The organism is Streptomyces sp. NPDC048191 (assembly GCF_040652655.1).
In the GTDB taxonomy this organism is placed as follows: domain Bacteria; phylum Actinomycetota; class Actinomycetes; order Streptomycetales; family Streptomycetaceae; genus Streptomyces.
In genome coordinates, this window is sequence record NZ_JBEZMO010000033.1 from 21677 (window position 1) to 39537 (window position 17861).

Consider the following 17861-nt stretch of genomic DNA (forward strand, 5'->3'; position numbering starts at 1 on the left):
CGGGCTCCCCGGGGAAGCGGCGGTGTGCGAAATCCGGTGGTCACCGGGCTGCGGGGCCGGGAGACTCGGTGGCATGTTCTTGACGATCTCCACCACCGGATCGGCCGGCAACCCGGCCACTGACCTGGGGTTCCTGCTGCACAAGCACCCCGGCAAGGCGCAGAGGTTCTCCACCTCCCACGGCACGGCGCACGTCTTCTACCCCGAGGCGGACGAACGGCGCTGCACGGTGGCCCTGCTGCTGGAGATCGACACGCTCGCGCTGGTCCGGCGGGGCAAGGGCAAGGGCCGTGGCGGCGCCCCCGACGCGGCGCTGGCCCAGTACGTCAACGACCGCCCCTACGCGGCCTCCTCGCTGCTCGCGGTCGCGCTCAGCGGTGTCTTCTCCAGCGCCCTGCGCGGGGTGTGCACCGCCCGCCCCGAGCGGGCCGCCACCGCGCTGCCACTGCGGATCGAGGTACCCGCGCTGCCCGCCCGCGGCGGCCCGGAGCTCGTACGAGGCCTGTTCGAGCCGCTCGGCTGGAGGGTGACCGCCGATCCCGTCCCGCTCGACGCCGAGTTCCCGCAGTGGGGCGACTCGCGGTACGTCCACCTCGTCCTGGAGGCGGAGACCCTGACCCTCGCCGAGGCGCTGCGCCATCTCTACGTGCTGCTGCCGGTCCTCGACGACGCCAAGCACTACTGGGTCTCCGCCGACGAGGTCGACAAGCTGCTGCGGGCCGGCGAGGGCTGGCTGGCCGGCCACCCGGAGCAGAAGCTGATCACCAGCCGGTACCTCTCGCGCCGCTGGTCGCTGACCCGGCAGGCGATGGAGCGGCTGGAGCTGGTACGCCTCGCCGAGGCCGACGACAGCGAGGTCGAGGAGATCGACAACGCGGTCGGGGCCGAGACCGAGGAGGAGGAGCGGCCCACCCCGCTCGCCGTCCTGCGCCGCGAGGCGATCCTCGCGGCCCTGCGGGACTCCGGTGCCGCGCGCGTCCTCGATCTCGGCTGCGGACAGGGCCAGTTGGTCCAGGAGCTGCTCAAGGACGTGCGGTTCACCGAGATCGTGGGTGTCGACGTGTCCGTGCGGGCGCTCACCATCGCCTCCCGGCGGCTGAAGCTGGACCGCATGGGCGAGCGGCAGGCGTCCCGCGTCAGGCTCGTCCAGGGCTCGCTGGCCTACACCGACAACCGGCTCAAGGGCTATGACGCCGCCGTGCTCAGCGAGGTGATCGAGCACCTCGACCTGCCCCGGCTGCCCGCCCTGGAGTACGCCGTGTTCGGGCACGCCCGCCCGCGCACGGTCGTGGTGACCACCCCGAACGTCGAGTACAACGTCCGCTGGGAGACCCTGCCCGCCGGACACGTCCGGCACGGGGACCACCGCTTCGAGTGGACCCGCGAGGAGTTCCGCACCTGGGCGCGGACGGTCGCCGAACGGCACGGCTACTCCGTGGAGTTCGCGCCCGTCGGACCCGACGACCCCGAGGTCGGCCCGCCCACCCAGATGGCCACGTTCGCCATGAACACGGCCGCGACCGAGACCGGGAAGGAGGTGAAGGCGGCATGACCGGGACAGCAGAGAAGAAGGGGCGCGTCCTCCCCGTCCCCGACCTCTCCCTCGTCGTCCTCGTCGGCGCCTCCGGCTCCGGCAAGTCCACCTTCGCCCGCCGGCACTTCAAGCCGACCGAGGTGCTCTCCTCCGACTTCTGCCGCGGCCTCGTGTCCGACGACGAGAACGACCAGGGCGCGACCCGGGACGCCTTCGACGTCCTGCACTACATCGCCGGCAAGCGGCTGGCCGCCGGCCGCCGCACGGTCGTCGACGCCACCAGCGTGCAGCAGGACGCCCGGCGGCAGCTGATCGAGCTGGCCAGGAAGTACGACGTGCTGCCCGTCGCCATCGTGCTGGACATGCCGGAGGAGGTTTGCGCCGAACGCAACGCGGCCCGCACCGACCGCGCCGACATGCCCCGCCGGGTCATCCAGCGGCACATCCGCGAACTGCGCCGCTCACTCAGGCACCTGGAGCGCGAGGGCTTCCGCAAGGTGCACGTGCTGCGCGGGGCCGAGGAGGCGGAGCACGCCACCGTCGTCACCGAGAAGCGCTTCAACGACCTGACCCATCTCACCGGCCCGTTCGACATCATCGGCGACGTGCACGGCTGCTCCGCGGAACTGGAGGCGCTGCTCGCCGAGCTGGGCTACGCGGACGGCGTCCACCCGGACGGCCGTACCGCCGTCTTCGTCGGCGACCTGGTCGACCGCGGCCCGGACACCCCCGGTGTGCTGCGTCGGGTGATGTCCATGGTCGAGACGGGCAACGCGCTGTGCGTGCCCGGCAACCACGAGAACAAGTACGGCCGTTATCTCAAGGGCCGCAAGGTCCAGCACACCCACGGGCTCGCCGAGACCGTCGCCCAGATGGCGGGCGAGAGCGAGGAGTTCACGGCGCGGGTGCGCCGCTTCCTGGAGGGGCTGGTCAGCCACTACGTCCTCGACGGCGGCCGGCTGGTCGTCTGCCACGCCGGCCTGCCCGAGAAGTACCACGGCCGCACCTCCGGCCGGGTCCGCTCGCACGCCCTGTACGGCGACACCACGGGCGAGACCGACGAGTTCGGTCTGCCGGTGCGCTACCCGTGGGCGGAGGACTACCGGGGCCGCGCGGCCGTGGTCTACGGCCACACCCCGGTTCCGGAGGCGACCTGGCTGAACAACACCATCTGCCTGGACACCGGCGCCGTCTTCGGCGGCAAGCTGACCGCGCTGCGCTGGCCGGAGCGCGAGCTGGTCGACGTACCGGCCGAGCGGGTCTGGTACGAGCCCGCGAAGCCGCTGCGCTCCGAGGCGCCCGGCGGACAGGACGGCCGGCCGCTGGACCTGGCGGACGTGTACGGCCGCCGGGCGGTGGAGACCCGGCACGCCGGCAGGGTGGCGGTCCGCGAGGAGAACGCGGCGGCGGCCCTGGAGGTCATGAGCCGTTTCGCGATCGACCCGCGCCTGCTGCCGTACCTGCCGCCGACCATGGCACCGACGGCGACCTCGCGGGTGGAGGGCTACCTGGAGCACCCCGTGGAGGCCTTCGCGCAGTACGCGGCGGACGGGGTCCAGCGGGTCGTGTGCGAGGAGAAGCACATGGGCTCGCGGGCGGTCGCCCTGGTGTGCCGGGACGCGGCGGCGGCGCGCAAGCGGTTCGGTGTGGACGGTGCCACAGGGTCCCTCTACACCCGTACCGGGCGGCCGTTCTTCGACGACGAGGCGGTGACCGAGGAGATCCTCGGCCGGCTGCGCTCGGCGATCGACGCTGCCGGGCTCTGGGACGAACTGGCCACCGACTGGCTCCTGCTGGACGCCGAGCTGATGCCGTGGTCACTGAAGGCCTCGGGGCTGCTGCGCAGCCAGTACGCGGCCGTCGGTGCCGCGTCCGGCGCGGTATTCCCCGGCACGCTGGCCGCCCTGGAGGCCGCCGCGGCACGCGGTGCCGACGTGGGCGGACTGCTGGACCGGCAGCGCGAGCGCGCCCATGACGCGGCCGCGTTCACCACCGCGTACCGCCGTTACTGCTGGACCACGGACGGCCTGGACGGCGTCCGGCTGGCCCCCTTCCAGCTGCTGGCCGTCCAGGGCCGCAGCCTCGCCGCGCTGCCGCACGACGAGCAACTGGCCCTGATCGACCGGCTGGTGGAGCACGACGGCACCGGACTGCTGCAGACCACCCGGCGGCTGTACGTCGACACGGGCGAGGCGGAGTCGGTGCGCGCGGGCGTCGACTGGTGGCTGGAGATGACCGGCCGCGGCGGCGAGGGCATGGTGGTCAAGCCGGCCGGCGCGCTGGTCCGGGGCGAGGGCGGGCGGCTGGTGCAGCCCGGCGTCAAGTGCCGGGGCCGCGAGTACCTGCGGATCATCTACGGTCCCGAGTACACCCGGCCGGACAACCTCGACAGGCTGCGGCGGCGGTTCCTGAACCACAAGCGCTCCCTCGCCCTGCGGGAGTACGCCCTCGGGCTGGAGGCGCTGGACCGGCTCGCGGACGGGGAGCCGCTGTGGCGGGTGCACGAGGCGGTGTTCGGCGTGCTGGCCCTGGAGTCGGAGCCGGTGGACCCGCGCCTGTAGCCCGGCGCGCGGTGCCGCGCACCGCACCGGCCGGTCACAGAGCGCCCTTGTGTCGCACACACATCGTCCATATGGTGGACGGCCGTGCGGCACAAGGGTGTTCGCGTGTCCGGAGGGAGCGGTGGCCGTGGAGATCAAGAAGATCGTGGTCCGCGAGGAGCAGCAGGGCACCGGCCGTCGGCCGGCGATCCTGGAGAAGCGGCCGACCCGCTGAGCATGCGCGTTCACCTGGTCACGATGCCCTGGCATCCGCTCGACCTTCCGTCACTGCAGCTCGGCCTGCTGAACCGGCTGGTCCGGCAGGCCCGCCCCGAGGCCGAGGTGACGGAGTTCCACGGGTCCCTGCGCTGGGCGGAGTTCCTGCTGGAGCACTCCGGGGGCCGGCTGCGACCGGGTGACTACGTCTCCGTCGGCAGCGACGCCATCTTCCACGGCCTCGGCGACTGGGTCTTCTCCGGCACCCTGTACGACGATCCGGACTGGGGGCTGGCCAGGCTGCGGGACTACGCCGCCGAGCGGGACGTCCCCGTCGACACGGCCGTCGCGATGCGGCCGTACGCCGCCGCGTTCGTCGCCGCCTTCGCCGACGAGGTGCTGGCGGCCGGGCCGGACGTCGTCGGGTTCACCACCACCTTCATGCAGAACGTCTCCTCCCTCGCGCTCGCCCGCGAACTGAAGCGAAGACGCCCGGAGCTGACGACGGTCTTCGGGGGCAGCAACTGCGACGGGCCCATGGGCCACGCCCTGCACCGCAACCACCCCTTCGTCGACCACGTGGTCCGCGGCGAGGCCGAGCACGCCTTCCCGGCCCTGTTACGGCACCTGGCCGAGGGCACCGCCCCCGTCGACGTGCCCGGCCTGTGCTGGTGGGACGGTCCGGTGTCGCGCGCCAACCCCGCGAGCAGGCGAACCGTGGCCCCCGCCGACATCCCCGCGCCCGACTACGACCAGTGGCAGGCCGCGCTGGACGCCTCCCCGGTCCGGGAGTACGTCCACCCGAAGCTCGTGGTGGAGGGCGCCCGCGGCTGCTGGTGGGGCGAGAAGCACCACTGCACCTTCTGCGGGCTCAACGGCACCGCGATGGCCTTCCGCGCCAAGCCGGGGGAGCGGCTGTGGGCGGAGATCGACCGGCTGGTGCGCCGGCACCGCATCCTCGACGTGGTCACCGTCGACAACATCATCGACATGGCCTACTTCCGGGACTTCCTGCCCCGCGTGGTGGAGAGCGGCTGGGACCTGCGGCTGCACTACGAGGTCAAGTCCAACCTGAGCCCCGCACAGCTGAGGCTGCTCGGCGAGTCCGGCACCGTGCACATCCAGCCCGGCATCGAGAGCCTGGGCAGCCGGGTGCTGGACCTGATGGACAAGGGCGTCACCGGCGCCCGTAACGTCCGCACCCTGCGCGAGTGCGAGAACCACGCCCTGACCTGCTCCTGGAACCTGCTCTACGGCTTCCCCGGCGAGACGGCGGAGGACTACGCACCGGTGATCGACCAGCTCCCCGCGCTGGTCCACCTCCAGCCGCCGAGCGGCGCCCACCGCATCCAGCTGGAGCGGTTCAGCCCGCACTTCACCGACCCCGGCCTCGGCTTCGGCAAGCGCCGCCCGGCCCGGATGTACCAGCACGTCTACGAGCTGCCCGAGGGCGAACTCGACGATCTGGTCTACCTGTTCGACACCGAGGACGCCGGGATCGCGGGCGGGTCCGAGCGGCGGCTGAAGGACGCCGTCGTCGCGTGGCGGGCCGGGCACCCCCACTCCCGCCTGCTGTTCGAGGAGGCCGGCGACGTGCTCCTGGTCCACGACCGGCGGCACGGCCGGCCGCCGGACACCCACCGCTTCACCGGCTGGCAGGCCGCGGCCCTGCGTCACCTGGAGGACGGCCGGACCGTCCCGGCGCTGCACCGGCTGCTGGCCGCCGACGGCCACGGACCGGCCGCGGACGAGCTGGCGGAGTGGGTTCAACAGGTCTTCCGTCTGGGCCTGTTGTTCCGCGACAGCGGCACCTATGTGTCCCTGCCGACCTGGGGCGAGCCGGTTCGCCTGCCCGAGGGGGCCGGATGAGCGCGCTGTCCACCGCCGTGCCGCACCGGCGCACCGGGCGGCGGGTCGAGGTGGCCGGGCCGCTGGACCTGAGCGGCGCGGGCCGGGCCACGGCGGAGGCGGTGCGCTTCCTCCGCGAGTGCCAGAGCCACGGGGTGCAGGTGACCTGGCGGGCGACGGGCAGGCCGTCGTACGACACCGGACTGCTGCGCCATCTGCCGCCGCCGACGCAGCTCCCGGAGGCGGAAGCGGAGTTGGCGGCGTGGCGGGCGGGCTACTCCTACGGGTCCCTCCACCACCGGCGGGGGCCCGGCTTCGTGACGGTGCTGGACCGCAGGGCGAAGGGCACGGCCGTACGGCTCACCCTCGACCACCCCGGCCTCCTCGACGTCTTCCTCCGCCTCCAGGAACCCGCCCCGCTCGACGCGACCGACCGGGAGGCCGTGGAACTCCTCGCCACCGAGCGGCTGGTGCTGGCGGCGGGCGGCTGGGTGGTGGCCCTGCCGCCGCGCATCCGGCGCTGGCCGGTCCCCTGCACCGCGATCTGAGCGCCCCTCCCGGAAGGGACCTGGGCCTCGACGACACCCCCGTCGTCCTCGAGGCCCAGGCGATACCGGGTGGTCTGACGACCCCCTTTTCTCGTCACAGAGACGATAAGCGCGCGTGACGCTTCTCGTCAACGGGACGAAAACAAGAAGGGTCGGAAACGGTCGACAAGGGCGTGGAGACGAGCGACGACGGCCAGGATGGAGGCATGGCATACCACGTCGACTCCGAGGCCGGGCGGTTGCGCCGCGTGATACTGCACCGGCCCGACCTGGAGCTCAAAAGGCTCACTCCCAGCAACAAGGACGCGCTCCTCTTCGACGACGTGCTGTGGGTGCGCCGGGCGCGCGCCGAGCACGACGGATTCGCCGACGTCCTGCGCGACCGCGGCGTCGCCGTCCACCTCTTCGGTGACCTGCTCGCGGAGGTATTGGAGGTCCCGGCCGCGCGGACGCTCGTCCTGGACCGGGTCTTCGACGAGAAGGAGTACGGACCGCTCGCCACCGACCACCTCCGCGCCGCCTTCGAGGCCCTGCCCGCGCCCGAGCTGGCCGAGGCCCTGGTCGGCGGGATGACCAAGCGGGAGTTCCTGGAGGCGCACGAGGAGCCGACCTCCGTGCGGTTCCATGTCATGGACGTCGACGACTTCCTGCTCAGGCCGCTGCCCAACCACCTCTTCACCCGTGACACCTCGGCGTGGATCTACGACGGCGTCTCCATCAACGCCATGTGCTGGCCGGCGCGGCAGCGCGAGACCGTGCACTTCGAGGCGATCTACCGGCACCACCCGCTCTTCCGCGACGAGGCGTTCCACGTCTGGTCCGAGGGGCAGGCCGACTACCCGTCCACCATCGAGGGCGGTGACGTCCTGGTGATCGGCAACGGTGCCGTCCTCATCGGCATGAGTGAGCGCACCACCCCGCAGGCGGTCGAGATGCTCGCGCACAAGCTGTTCGCCGCGGGGTCCGCGCAGACGATCGTCGCGCTCGACATGCCGAAGAAACGCGCCCTGATGCACCTGGACACCGTGATGACCATGGTCGACGGCGACGTCTTCACCCAGTACGCGGGCCTCGGCATGCTCCGCTCGTACACCATCGAGCCGGGCAGTGCCGACAAGGAGCTCAAGGTCACCGACCATCCGCCGGAGCACATGCACCGCGCGATCGCCGCCGCCCTCGGGCTCAGCGAGATCCGTGTCCTGACCGCCACCCAGGACGTACACGCCGCCGAGCGGGAGCAGTGGGACGACGGCTGCAACGTGCTCGCCGTCGAACCCGGGGTCGTCGTCGCCTACGAGCGCAACTCCACCACCAACACCCATCTGCGCAAGCAGGGCATCGAGGTGATCGAGATCCCGGGCAGCGAGCTGGGGCGGGGCCGGGGCGGCCCCCGGTGCATGAGCTGCCCCGTGGAGCGGGAACCGGTGTGACCGAGCGGACCCCGCAGGTCTGTATATAAATGCCGTCGGTCGTATAGAATTCCAGAGACCCTGTTTCCGTATCCCTGGAGCGCCCCATGGCGACAGTCCCGACCGCCCTCGCCGGCCGCCACTTCCTCAAGGAGCTGGACTTCACCGAGGAGGAGTTCCGCGGCCTGGTCGAGCTGGCGGCCGAGCTGAAGGCCGCCAAGAAGGCGGGGACCGAGACGCAGTACCTGCGCGGCCGGAACATCGCGCTGATCTTCGAGAAGACCTCGACGCGCACCCGCTGCGCGTTCGAGGTCGCGGCCGCCGACCAGGGTGCCAGCACCACCTACCTCGACCCGTCCGGCTCGCAGATCGGGCACAAGGAGTCGGTGAAGGACACCGCCCGGGTGCTCGGCCGCATGTTCGACGCGATCGAGTACCGGGGGCACGGCCAGGGCGTCGTCGAGGAACTGGCCGCCCACGCCGGGGTCCCCGTCTACAACGGCCTGACCGACGAATGGCACCCCACCCAGATGCTCGCCGACGTGCTCACCATCACCGAGCACACCGACAAGCCGCTGAACGAGATCGCCTTCGCCTATCTCGGTGACGCCCGTTACAACATGGGCAACTCCTACCTCGTCACCGGCGCCCTGCTCGGCATGGACATCCGGATCGTCGCGCCCCGGGTGCTGTGGCCGGACGAGACGATCGTCGAGGTCGCCCGGCAGCTCGCCGCCGCCTCCGGCGGCCGGGTCACGCTCACCGACGACGTGAAGGAGGGCGTGCGCGGCACGGACTTCCTCGCGACCGACGTCTGGGTGTCCATGGGCGAGCCCAAGGAGGTCTGGGACGAGCGGATAGCGCTGCTCGGCCCGTACGCCGTGACGATGGACGTGCTGCGCGCGACCGGCAACCCGGACGTCAAGTTCCTGCACTGTCTGCCGGCCTTCCACGACCTCGGCACCGCCGTCGGCCGCGAGATCCACGAGCGGCACGGGCTGACCGAGCTGGAGGTCACCGACGAGGTGTTCGAGTCCGAGCACTCCGTCGTCTTCGACGAGGCGGAGAACCGGATGCACACGATCAAGGCGGTCCTCGTGGCCACCCTGGCGGGTGCGTCACACAGCATTGCCTGACCCGCGTCACCAGGCCGTATCCTGGCCGGCGGCCCCGACCACCCCACCCGGCGCCGCCGCCGCGACCTCACCCGGTCGCCCGCACCACCGAGAAACGAGCACCACCCGCATGCCCGCTCCCCGCATCAAGTCCCCGCACCTGCTGGTCGCCGAGTCCGGCGCCGACCGCGAGGGACACGGCCTGAAGCGCACGATGGGCCTCTTCCAGCTCATCTGCTTCGGCGTCGGCGCCATCGTCGGCACCGGCATCTTCGTCGGCCTCTCCGACTCCGTCGCCCAGGCCGGTCCCGCCGTCGTCGTCTCCTTCGTCCTTGCCGCGATCACCTGCGTCTTCACCGCCTTCTCCTTCGCGGAGCTGGGCGGCTCGATCCCGGTCTCCGGCTCCTCGTACTCCTTCGCCTACGCCGGTCTCGGCGAGTCCACCGCCTTCCTGGTCGGCTGGTGCCTGCTGCTGGAGTACGGCATCTCCATCTCGGCCGTCGCCGTCGGCTGGAGCCAGTACGTCAACGAGCTGCTGCACAGCCTCACCGGCGTCCAGCTCCCGGCCGCGCTGTCCGCGGGCCCCGGGGACGGCGGGATCATCAACCTGCCGGCCGTGATCGTCATCGCCATGGCCTCCGTACTGCTGGTGCGGGGCGTGCGCGAGAGCGCCCGGGCGACGGCCGCCATGGCCGCCGTGAAGCTGGTCATCCTGCTGGCCTTCTGCGCCATCGGCTACAGCGCCTTCAAACACGGCAACCTCACCCCGTTCTCCCCGGCCGGCCTCGGCGGCATCGGGGCGGGCACGACGGCCGCGTTCTTCTCCTACATCGGTTTCGACGCCATCACCACGGCCGGCGAGGAGGCCAAGAACCCGCGCCGGGACATCCCGGTCGCGATCATGGTCTGCATGGGCATCGTGACCCTGCTGTACTGCGCGGTCGCGCTGGCCGCGATCGGCGCCATCGGCGGCAAGCAGGTCGCCGGCCGCCCCGCCGCCCTGTCCTACGTGGTCAACGAGGTCACCGGCTCGGCCGTCGGCGGCGGGGTGATCGCCTTCGGCGCGGTCGTCGCCATCGCCTCGGTCGTCCTCGCGGTGATGTACGGCCAGACCCGCATCCTGATGTCGATGTCCCGCGACGGCCTGATCCCGCGCGTCTTCGAGAAGGTGAACCCGAAGACCTCCACCCCGGTGGCCGGCACCCTGATCGTCGCCGTCGTCTTCGCCCTCCCGGCGGCCTTCGCCTCCCTCGACGCCGTGATGAACCTGTGCACCATCGGCACGCTCGCCGTCATGGCCGTCGTCAACATCGTGGTGATCGCCCTGCGCCGCCGCGAACCGGGCCTCACCCGCAGCTTCCGTGTGCCGCTCCACCCCGTGGGCCCGCTGCTCGGCGTCGCCTTCTGCCTGTACCTGATGTACGAGACCGGCTGGCAGACCTGGATCCAGTTCGCCGTGTTCCTCGCGGTGGGCCTGCTGATCTACGCCGGCTACGGCCGCCGGCACTCCACGCTGGCCACGGCGGCCCCCGAGGTCACGCCGAACGCCGCCGCTGAGCGGGAACCGCAGGCAGTCTGAACCACACCGCCTTGCCCGAGGGGGTGGGGCGGTGACCGCAGGACGAGCTGAGGGCGCGGATCAGCAGCAGTCCGCGCCCGCCCTCCTGCCAGACGTCGGGCTCCTCGATCACCGGCCGGGTCAGATGCCCGGGCGGCGCCGGGTCCGGGTCGTGCACCTCGACCTGGCAGCCGCCCGGCACCAGCTCCACGACCAGCTCGATCGGGCCGCGTCCGGCGGTGTGCTCCACCGCGTTGGCCACCAGCTCCGCGGTCAGCAGTTCCGCGGTGTCGCTGTCGGCCGGGTGCTCCACCTCGGCGAGGGCCGTGCGCACCAGGGCGCGCGCCACGGGCACCGCCGCGGCGGTGTGCGGCAGCGCGATGCGCCAGGAGGCCGATTCGGCGGGGCGTTCGTGCAAGGCGAGTCCGTTCATGGAGCAGGCTGTCCTGCTTTCGACTGTAGGAATGGTACGGGCCCGGCCACACGTGCTGTCGGCGGGCTTCGCCGGGGACCCTCGGCCCCGTACCGGGCGGCTTACCCCGGCGAACGGCCCGGCTCGCGCGCCCGTGCCCACTGTTACGGCGCTGTCGAGAACCGGTGACGCACGTGACGGGACCCGGCCGTTCGGCCGAGGTCTGTCGCGCAGTCGTGACGACAGTCACAAACAGGTGATAACTTCGGGGGACAGCGCAACGTACGGCACCACCGCCCAAGGAGGCCGCACGTCATGAGTCCCTTCACCGGCTCCGCCGCCCGCACCTCCGACTGGGAGCACCTGCGCGTCCAGCGCGCCGACGGGGTCGCCACCGTCACCCTCACCCGCCGCGACAAGCTCAACGCCCTCACCTTCGGCGCCTACGCCGATCTGCGCGACCTGCTGGCCGAGCTGTCCCGGGAGCGCGCCGTACGCGCCCTGGTGCTGGCCGGCGAGGGACGCGGCTTCTGCTCCGGCGGCGACGTCGACGAGATCATCGGCGCCACCCTCGCGATGGACACCGCCCAGCTGCTCGACTTCAACCGGATGACCGGCCAGGTCGTACGGGCGGTCCGGGAGTGCCCCTTCCCCGTGATCGCCGCGGTGCACGGCGTGGCGGCCGGCGCGGGAGCGGTCCTCGCCCTCGCCGCCGACTTCCGGGTGGCGGACCCGACCGCCCGGTTCGCCTTCCTCTTCACCCGCGTCGGCCTGTCCGGCGGCGACATGGGCGCGGCCTACCTGCTGCCCCGGGTCGTCGGCCTCGGCCACGCCACCCGCCTGCTCATGCTGGGTGAACCGGTCCGGGCCCCCGAGGCCGAGCGCATCGGCCTGATCAGCGAGCTGACGGAGGAGGGCCGGGCCGACGAGGCGGCCCTCGCCCTGGCCCGCCGCCTGGCCGACGGACCCGCCCTGGCGTACGCCCAGACGAAGGCCCTGCTCACGGCCGAGCTGGACATGCCCCTGGCGGCCTCGGTCGAGCTGGACGCCTCGACCCAGGCCCTGCTGATGAACGGCGAGGACTACGCCGAGTTCCACGCGGCCTTCACGGAGAAGCGCCCGCCGAAATGGCAGGGGAGGTGACATGAAGGTCGCCGTCATCGGTGGGGGCCCCGGTGGCCTCTACGCCGCCGCCCTGCTCAAACGCCTCGGCCCGGACCGGGAGATCACCCTCTGGGAACGCAACGCGCCCGACGACACCTTCGGCTTCGGCGTGGTCCTCTCCGACGAGACGCTCGGCGGCATCGAACACGCCGACCCCGTGGTCCACGAGGCGCTGCGGCGGGACTTCGTCCGGTGGGACGACATCGACATCGTCCACCGGGGCACGACACACCGTTCCTCGGGACACGGCTTCGCCGCCCTGGGCAGGAAACGCCTCCTCGAGATCCTGCAGACACGCTGCCGCGCCCTCGGCGTGGACATCCGCTTCCGCACCGAGGCACCGCCCCCCGACCGGCTGGCCGCGTCGTACGACCTCGTCATCGCCGCCGACGGTGTGCGCAGCACCACCCGCGAGGCCTACGCCCCCGTGTTCCGCCCCCAGGTGACCGCCCACCGCTGCCGCTACATCTGGCTCGCCGCCGACTTCCCCTTCGACGCCTTCCGCTTCGAGATCGCCGAGACCGAACACGGCGTGATGCAGCTGCACGGCTATCCCTACGCCCATCCGTCTCCCGACCGCCACCCCTCGACGAGTCCCTCCGGGCCGCAGAACCCGTTCGGCGCGTCCACCGTGATCGTGGAGATGCGTGAGGAGGTCTGGCGGGCGGCCGGGTTCGAGGACGTCACCGTGCAGGAGTCCGTCGAACGCTGCGCCAAGATCTTCGCGGACGCCCTCCGCGGCCGGCCACTGCGCTCCAACAGCTCGGCCTGGACGACCTTCCGGACCGTGGTGAACGAACGCTGGTCGCACGGCAACGTCGTCCTCCTCGGCGACGCCGCGCACACCGCCCACTTCTCCATCGGCTCCGGCACCAAACTCGCCGTGGAGGACGCCCTCGCCCTCGCGGCGTGCCTGGGCGAACAGCCCACACTCGAAACGGCACTGGCCGCCTACGAGGAGGAGCGCAAACCGGTCGTCGCCTCCACCCAGCGCGCCGCCCGGGCCAGCCTCGAATGGTTCGAGAACCTCTCCCTCCACCTCGGCCAGCCGCCCCGCCGGTTCGCCTTCAACCTGCTCACCCGCAGCCGCCGCGTCACGCACGACAACCTCCGGGTGCGCGACGCCCGCTTCACCACGGCGGTCGAGCGCGAGTTCGGCTGTCCGGCCGGCACGCCGCCGATGTTCACGCCCTTCCGGCTGCGCGGCCTGACCCTGCGCAACCGGGTCGTGGTGTCGCCGATGGACATGTACTCCGCCACCGACGGCGTACCCGGCGACTTCCACCTGGTCCACCTCGGCGCCCGCGCCCTCGGCGGGGCCGGACTGGTCATGACTGAGATGGTCTGCGTCAGCGAGGAGGGCCGGATCACGCCCGGCTGCACCGGTCTCTACACCGGCCGGCAGGCCGAGGCGTGGCGGCGCGTGACTGACTTCGTGCACACCGGGGCGCCCGGCACCGCGATCGGTGTGCAGCTCGGCCACTCCGGCCGCAAGGGCTCCACGAGGCTGATGTGGGAGGGCATCGACGAGCCACTGCCCCACGGCAACTGGCCCCTGGTCGCCGCCTCCCCGCTGCCGTACAAGCCGGGCAGCCAGACCCCGCGCCAGCTCACCCGGGCCCAACTCACCGACATCCGCGAGCAGTTCACCGCGGCCGCCTGGCGCGCCGCGCGGGCCGGCTTCGACCTGCTGGAACTGCACTGCGCGCACGGCTATCTGCTCTCCGGCTTCCTCTCCCCGCTCACCAACCGGCGCACCGACGCCTACGGCGGCTCGCCGGAGCGGCGGCTGAGGTTCCCGCTGGAGGTCTTCGACGCCGTACGCGCGGTGTGGCCGGCGGAGCGGCCCATGACGGTGCGCATCTCGGCCACGGACTGGGCCGAGGGCGGCACGACCAGCGAGGACGCGGTCGGGATCGCCCGCGCCTTCGCCGCGCACGGGGCCGACGCGATCGACGTCTCCACCGGGCAGGTCGTGGCCGAGGAAGAGCCCGAGTACGGACGGTCGTACCAGACGCCGTTCGCCGACCGCATCCGGCACGAGGTGGGCGTCCCGGTGATCGCCGTCGGCGCGATCTCGTCCTGGGACGACGTCAACTCCCTGATCCTGGCCGGGCGTACGGACCTGTGCGCGCTGGGCCGTCCGCACCTGTACGACCCGCACTGGACCCTGCACGCGGCGGCCGAGCAGGGGTACGACGGGCCGGGCGTCGTCTGGCCGGCGCCGTACCGGGCGGGCCGCAGACCCCCGCAGACCGGGCGCACGGACGCCCCGAAGCCGCGGCTGTCGCTCGGCGGCTGAGCAGCTCGGTCACACGCCTTCCACGCGATCCGCACGGTTCCTGAACCGGCCTGTTATCGGCACCTGTCTAGGTTCTTTCGAGCCGTTCGGATGACCCGCAGAAGACGCACAGGGATCGAGACTGCGATGACTGACACCAGGCCGTTGCCCGAGGAACCCGGATACGGATACGGATACGGCCATGCCCCGGCACCGGGCCCGCGGTACGCCGAACCCGCCGCGCCGCCCGTCGCGCCCGCCGTGCGGCGTCGCCGGGACGGGTCCGGCACCCGGCGCACGGCACTGGTCATCCACACGGTCGCCGACGTCGCGGCGGCCTTCCTCGGCCTGTGGATCCTGCTGTACCTGCTGCAGGCCAACCACGCGAACGTCTTCGTGGGTTTCGTGGAGGACGTGGCCGACGCGCTGTCCTGGTGGTCGCGGGACATCTTCACGATGGACACCGAGAACCTGCGGGTCCTGCTCAACTACGGTCTGCCGGCGGTGCTCTACCTCGCGGTCGGGCACGGCATCGCGTTGCGCCTGCGCCGCTTCTGAGCGGCGGGGCGTCCCCGAGCCGCCGGCCGCGTCACACCCCCGCGAACCCGGCCCCCGCGTCCCGCAGCCTCGTGTGCAGTCCCCGGAACACCTCCGCCGAGCGCACGCCCGGCCAGCCGGTGGGCAGCAGCCGGCCGGGCAGACCGGGGTCGCTGTAGGGCAGATGGCGCCAGGAGTCCAGGGCGAGCAGGTAGTCGCGGTAGGCCTCCTGCGGCGGGGTGTCCGTACGGCGTTCCCAGGCGCGCAGGACCGGGCCGTGCTCGTCCAGGAAGCGCTCGTGCTCCTTGGCGATCGCGGCCAGGTCCCACCAGCGGGCGACCGCCTCGGCCGTCGGCGCGAAGCCCAGGTGCTCACCGCGGAAGAAGTCGACGTACGGATCCAGGTGCAGCCGGCACAGGGTGTGCCGGGTCTCCTCGTACAGCTTCGCCGGGGCGATCCACACCCCGGGGGCCGCCGTGCCGAAGCCCAGGCCGGCCAGCCGGGAGCGCAGCACATGCCGCTTCTGCCGCTCCGACTCGGGCACGGAGAACACCGCGAGCACCCAGTCGACGTCGTCCGCCGGCGCGGCGCCGTAGATGCGCCGGTCGCCGTCGTCCAGCAACTGCCGTGCCTCCGGCGAGAGTTCGTAGCCGGCCGCGCCCTGCTCCGTGCGGGCCGGCGCCAGCAGCCCACGGCGTTTGAGCCGGGACACCGAGGAACGGACGGAGGGCGCGTCCACACCGACCGCGGCCAGGAGCCGGATCAGCTCGGCGACGGGCACCGGGCCGGGCATGAAGCGGCCGTACGCGCCGTAGAGCGTGACGATGAGGGACCTGGGGGCGTGCTGCTCGGACACGTTGATCATTTTAGGTCGTCGGCATCACTGCCGGTCACCATCGCCGCGGAGCCGGAAGCGCTGCAGCTTGCCGGTGGCGGTGCGGGGGAGCGCGTCCAGGAAGACGAACGCGCGCGGGCACTTGTAGGGCGCCAGTTCGGACTTGAGGAAGGCGCGCAGGGCCTCCGCGTCGCGCGGGGCGCCGTCGCGCAGCACGGTGAAGGCGACCGCCACCTGTCCGCGGGCCTCGTCGGGGCGGCCGACGACCGCCGTCTCCACCACGTCCGGGTGCCGCAGCAGCGCGTCCTCCACCTCCGGCCCGGCGATGTTGTACCCGGCGGAGATGATCATGTCGTCGGCGCGGGCCACGTAGCGGAAGTAGCCGTCGGGTTCGCGGACGTAGGTGTCGCCGGTGATGTTCCAGCCGTCGCGTACGTACCCGCGCTGGCGCGGGTCGGCGAGGTAGCGGCAGCCGACCGGGCCGCGCACGGCGAGCAGGCCCGGCTCGCCGTCGGGCACCGGCTCGCCGTGCGCGTCCTGCACCCGTGCCTGCCAGCCCGGCACCGGCACGCCCGTGGTGCCCGGCCTGATGTGCTCGTCGGCGGCGGAGACGAAGATGTGCAGCAGTTCGGTCGCGCCGATGCCGTTGATGACACGCACTCCGGTGCGCTCGTGCCAGGCGCGCCAGGTGGCCGCGGGAAGGTTCTCGCCGGCCGACACGCAGCGCCGCAGCGACGAGACGTCGTGGCCGTCCAGTTGGTCCAGCATGGCGCGGTAGGCGGTCGGGGCGGTGAAGAGGACCGACACGCGGTGCTCGCCGATCGCGGGCAGCAGCCGGCGGGGGCCCGCCTCCTCCAGGAGCAGGGAGCTGGCGCCGGCCCGCATCGGGAAGACCACCAGGCCGCCCAGGCCGAAGGTGAAGCCGAGCGGGGGAGAGCCGGTGAAGACGTCGTCCGGGCGGGGCCGCAGCACGTGCCGGGAGAAGGTGTCGGCTATGGCCAGCACGTCCCGGTGGAAGTGCATGCACCCTTTCGGGCGACCCGTGGTTCCCGAGGTGAACGCGATCAGGGCCACGTCGTCGGCCGCGGTGTCGACCGCCGGGTACGGCGCGGCGGGCGCGGGGCGGTTCAGGAGGTCGTCGGGGCCGTCACCGCCGTACGTGGTGATCCGCAGTCCGGGTATGTCGGCCTTCGCCAGGTCCTCCACCGACCGGATGTCGCACAGCGCGTGTCGCACCAGGGCGATCTCGCACATGGTGGCCAGCTCGTGCGGGCGCTGCTGGGCCAGCACGGTGACCGCTATCGCGCCCGTCTTCAGCACGGCCAGCCAGCAGGCGGCGAGCCAGGGCGTGGTGGGGCCGCGCAGCAGCACACGGTTGCCGGGGACCACGCCGAGGTCACCGGTGAGCACATGGGCGATCCGGTCGACGTGCCCGCGCAGTTCGCCGTACGTCCAACGGGAGCCGTCCGGGGTGTGGAAGACCGGACTCTCCGGGTCGGCGTGGTCCAGGAGTTCGGCGGCGCAGTTCAGCCGATCGGGGTAGTGCAGCTCCGGCAGGTCGAACCTCAGCTCGGGCCACTCGTCCGGCGGGGGGAGGTGGTCGCGGGCGAAGCTGTCGACGTGGGCCGAGCGATGCATGGCGGTTCGCCCCCTTGGTGGGCACCGGCGTCCTGGTGGACTCGCGAATCGAGCGTATCGTGTTGGTGACGGCAGTCAACCTTCCGCGATAACGTCGACCGCGGGGACGGCCAGGGCGCCGGACCTCGACGGGGCGCGACTGTGGTGCCCCGGCGCGGAGGGCACCCGAACGGCCGGGCGCCACCACGGCCGGAGCGGAAAGGGAGCACGGCGGCTCGGCCCCCAC

13 protein-coding genes are annotated in these 17861 nt (G+C 72.4%); 10 read left to right on the forward strand and 3 right to left on the reverse strand.

The genetic code is table 11. The annotated features are described in order from the left end of the window. The first annotated feature begins 73 nt into the window (after positions 1–73). The 7 genes from AB0D93_RS34860 to AB0D93_RS34890 all read left to right on the forward strand — a co-directional run bounded on the left by AB0D93_RS34860 (position 74) and on the right by AB0D93_RS34890 (position 10789). Positions 74–1552 carry a 3' terminal RNA ribose 2'-O-methyltransferase Hen1 gene (locus tag AB0D93_RS34860; RefSeq protein ID WP_362128473.1) on the forward strand — a complete coding sequence of 493 codons (1479 nt, stop codon included), beginning with the start codon at positions 74–76 and terminating at the stop codon, positions 1550–1552. Continuing rightward, positions 1549–4095 (forward strand): polynucleotide kinase-phosphatase, encoded by a 2547-nt coding sequence (locus AB0D93_RS34865; RefSeq protein ID WP_362128476.1) that lies wholly within the window; start codon positions 1549–1551, stop codon positions 4093–4095. The genes AB0D93_RS34860 and AB0D93_RS34865 overlap by 4 nt, the downstream gene beginning before the upstream one ends. A 216-nt stretch (positions 4096–4311) precedes the next feature. Continuing rightward, positions 4312–6159 carry a RiPP maturation radical SAM C-methyltransferase gene (locus AB0D93_RS34870; RefSeq protein ID WP_362128479.1) on the forward strand — a complete coding sequence of 616 codons (1848 nt, stop codon included), beginning with the start codon at positions 4312–4314 and terminating at the stop codon, positions 6157–6159. After that, entirely contained in the window at positions 6156–6686 is a 531-nt protein-coding gene (locus tag AB0D93_RS34875) for a DUF5825 family protein (protein ID WP_362128482.1), read from the forward strand. The genes AB0D93_RS34870 and AB0D93_RS34875 overlap by 4 nt, the downstream gene beginning before the upstream one ends. Before the next feature lie 206 nt (positions 6687–6892). After that, on the forward strand, positions 6893–8116 hold the full coding sequence (locus AB0D93_RS34880; protein WP_362128485.1) for an arginine deiminase: 1224 nt from the start codon (positions 6893–6895) through the stop codon (positions 8114–8116). Between the two features lie 86 nt (positions 8117–8202). Beyond that, the gene (gene argF / locus AB0D93_RS34885) at positions 8203–9231 is read left to right on the forward strand and encodes an ornithine carbamoyltransferase (RefSeq protein ID WP_362128488.1); all 1029 of its coding nucleotides are present in this window, start codon (positions 8203–8205) and stop codon (positions 9229–9231) included. A gap of 109 nt (positions 9232–9340) precedes the next feature. Further along, positions 9341–10789, forward strand: a complete 1449-nt coding sequence (locus AB0D93_RS34890) for an amino acid permease (protein WP_362128491.1) — start codon at positions 9341–9343, stop codon at positions 10787–10789. Here the strand turns inward: AB0D93_RS34890 and AB0D93_RS34895 are convergent. Beyond that, on the reverse strand, positions 10746–11201 hold the full coding sequence (locus tag AB0D93_RS34895) for an ATP-binding protein (protein WP_362128494.1): 456 nt from the start codon (positions 11199–11201) through the stop codon (positions 10746–10748). The two genes, AB0D93_RS34890 and AB0D93_RS34895, sit on opposite strands and share 44 nt — an antisense overlap. A 294-nt stretch (positions 11202–11495) precedes the next feature. On the opposite strand from AB0D93_RS34895, the gene AB0D93_RS34900 reads away from it, so the two are divergent. From AB0D93_RS34900 to AB0D93_RS34910, 3 genes are all read left to right on the forward strand, one after another. After that, positions 11496–12323 (forward strand): enoyl-CoA hydratase family protein, encoded by an 828-nt coding sequence (locus AB0D93_RS34900; RefSeq protein ID WP_362128496.1) that lies wholly within the window; start codon positions 11496–11498, stop codon positions 12321–12323. Between the two features lies 1 nt (position 12324). Beyond that, positions 12325–14646, forward strand: a complete 2322-nt coding sequence (locus AB0D93_RS34905) for a bifunctional salicylyl-CoA 5-hydroxylase/oxidoreductase (RefSeq protein WP_362128499.1) — start codon at positions 12325–12327, stop codon at positions 14644–14646. A gap of 126 nt (positions 14647–14772) precedes the next feature. After that, positions 14773–15183: a hypothetical protein gene (locus tag AB0D93_RS34910; RefSeq protein ID WP_362128502.1), complete on the forward strand. Its 411-nt coding sequence runs from the start codon at positions 14773–14775 to the stop codon at positions 15181–15183. A gap of 31 nt (positions 15184–15214) precedes the next feature. Here AB0D93_RS34910 and AB0D93_RS34915 read toward each other — a convergent pair whose 3' ends face one another. Next, positions 15215–16027 (reverse strand): PaaX family transcriptional regulator C-terminal domain-containing protein, encoded by an 813-nt coding sequence (locus tag AB0D93_RS34915; protein ID WP_362128504.1) that lies wholly within the window; start codon positions 16025–16027, stop codon positions 15215–15217. Positions 16028–16042: 15 nt separating this feature from the next. Further along, positions 16043–17710, reverse strand: coding sequence for an AMP-binding protein (locus tag AB0D93_RS34920; RefSeq protein WP_362128615.1), 1668 nt, complete (start codon positions 17708–17710; stop codon positions 16043–16045). Positions 17711–17861 lie beyond the last annotated feature (151 nt).

Bases quoted from the DNA above. Each gene is read 5' to 3' on its own strand.
- AB0D93_RS34860 (WP_362128473.1), top strand. From the start codon at position 74: ATGTTCTTGACGATCTCCACCACCGGATCGGCCGGCAACCCGGCCACT.
- AB0D93_RS34865 (WP_362128476.1), top strand. From the start codon at position 1,549: ATGACCGGGACAGCAGAGAAGAAGGGGCGCGTCCTCCCCGTCCCCGAC.
- AB0D93_RS34870 (WP_362128479.1), top strand. From the start codon at position 4,312: ATGCGCGTTCACCTGGTCACGATGCCCTGGCATCCGCTCGACCTTCCG.
- AB0D93_RS34875 (WP_362128482.1), top strand. From the start codon at position 6,156: ATGAGCGCGCTGTCCACCGCCGTGCCGCACCGGCGCACCGGGCGGCGG.
- AB0D93_RS34880 (WP_362128485.1), top strand. From the start codon at position 6,893: ATGGCATACCACGTCGACTCCGAGGCCGGGCGGTTGCGCCGCGTGATA.
- argF (WP_362128488.1), top strand. From the start codon at position 8,203: ATGGCGACAGTCCCGACCGCCCTCGCCGGCCGCCACTTCCTCAAGGAG.
- AB0D93_RS34890 (WP_362128491.1), top strand. From the start codon at position 9,341: ATGCCCGCTCCCCGCATCAAGTCCCCGCACCTGCTGGTCGCCGAGTCC.
- AB0D93_RS34895 (WP_362128494.1), bottom strand. From the start codon at position 11,201: ATGAACGGACTCGCCTTGCACGAACGCCCCGCCGAATCGGCCTCCTGG.
- AB0D93_RS34900 (WP_362128496.1), top strand. From the start codon at position 11,496: ATGAGTCCCTTCACCGGCTCCGCCGCCCGCACCTCCGACTGGGAGCAC.
- AB0D93_RS34905 (WP_362128499.1), top strand. From the start codon at position 12,325: ATGAAGGTCGCCGTCATCGGTGGGGGCCCCGGTGGCCTCTACGCCGCC.
- AB0D93_RS34910 (WP_362128502.1), top strand. From the start codon at position 14,773: ATGACTGACACCAGGCCGTTGCCCGAGGAACCCGGATACGGATACGGA.
- AB0D93_RS34915 (WP_362128504.1), bottom strand. From the start codon at position 16,027: ATGATCAACGTGTCCGAGCAGCACGCCCCCAGGTCCCTCATCGTCACG.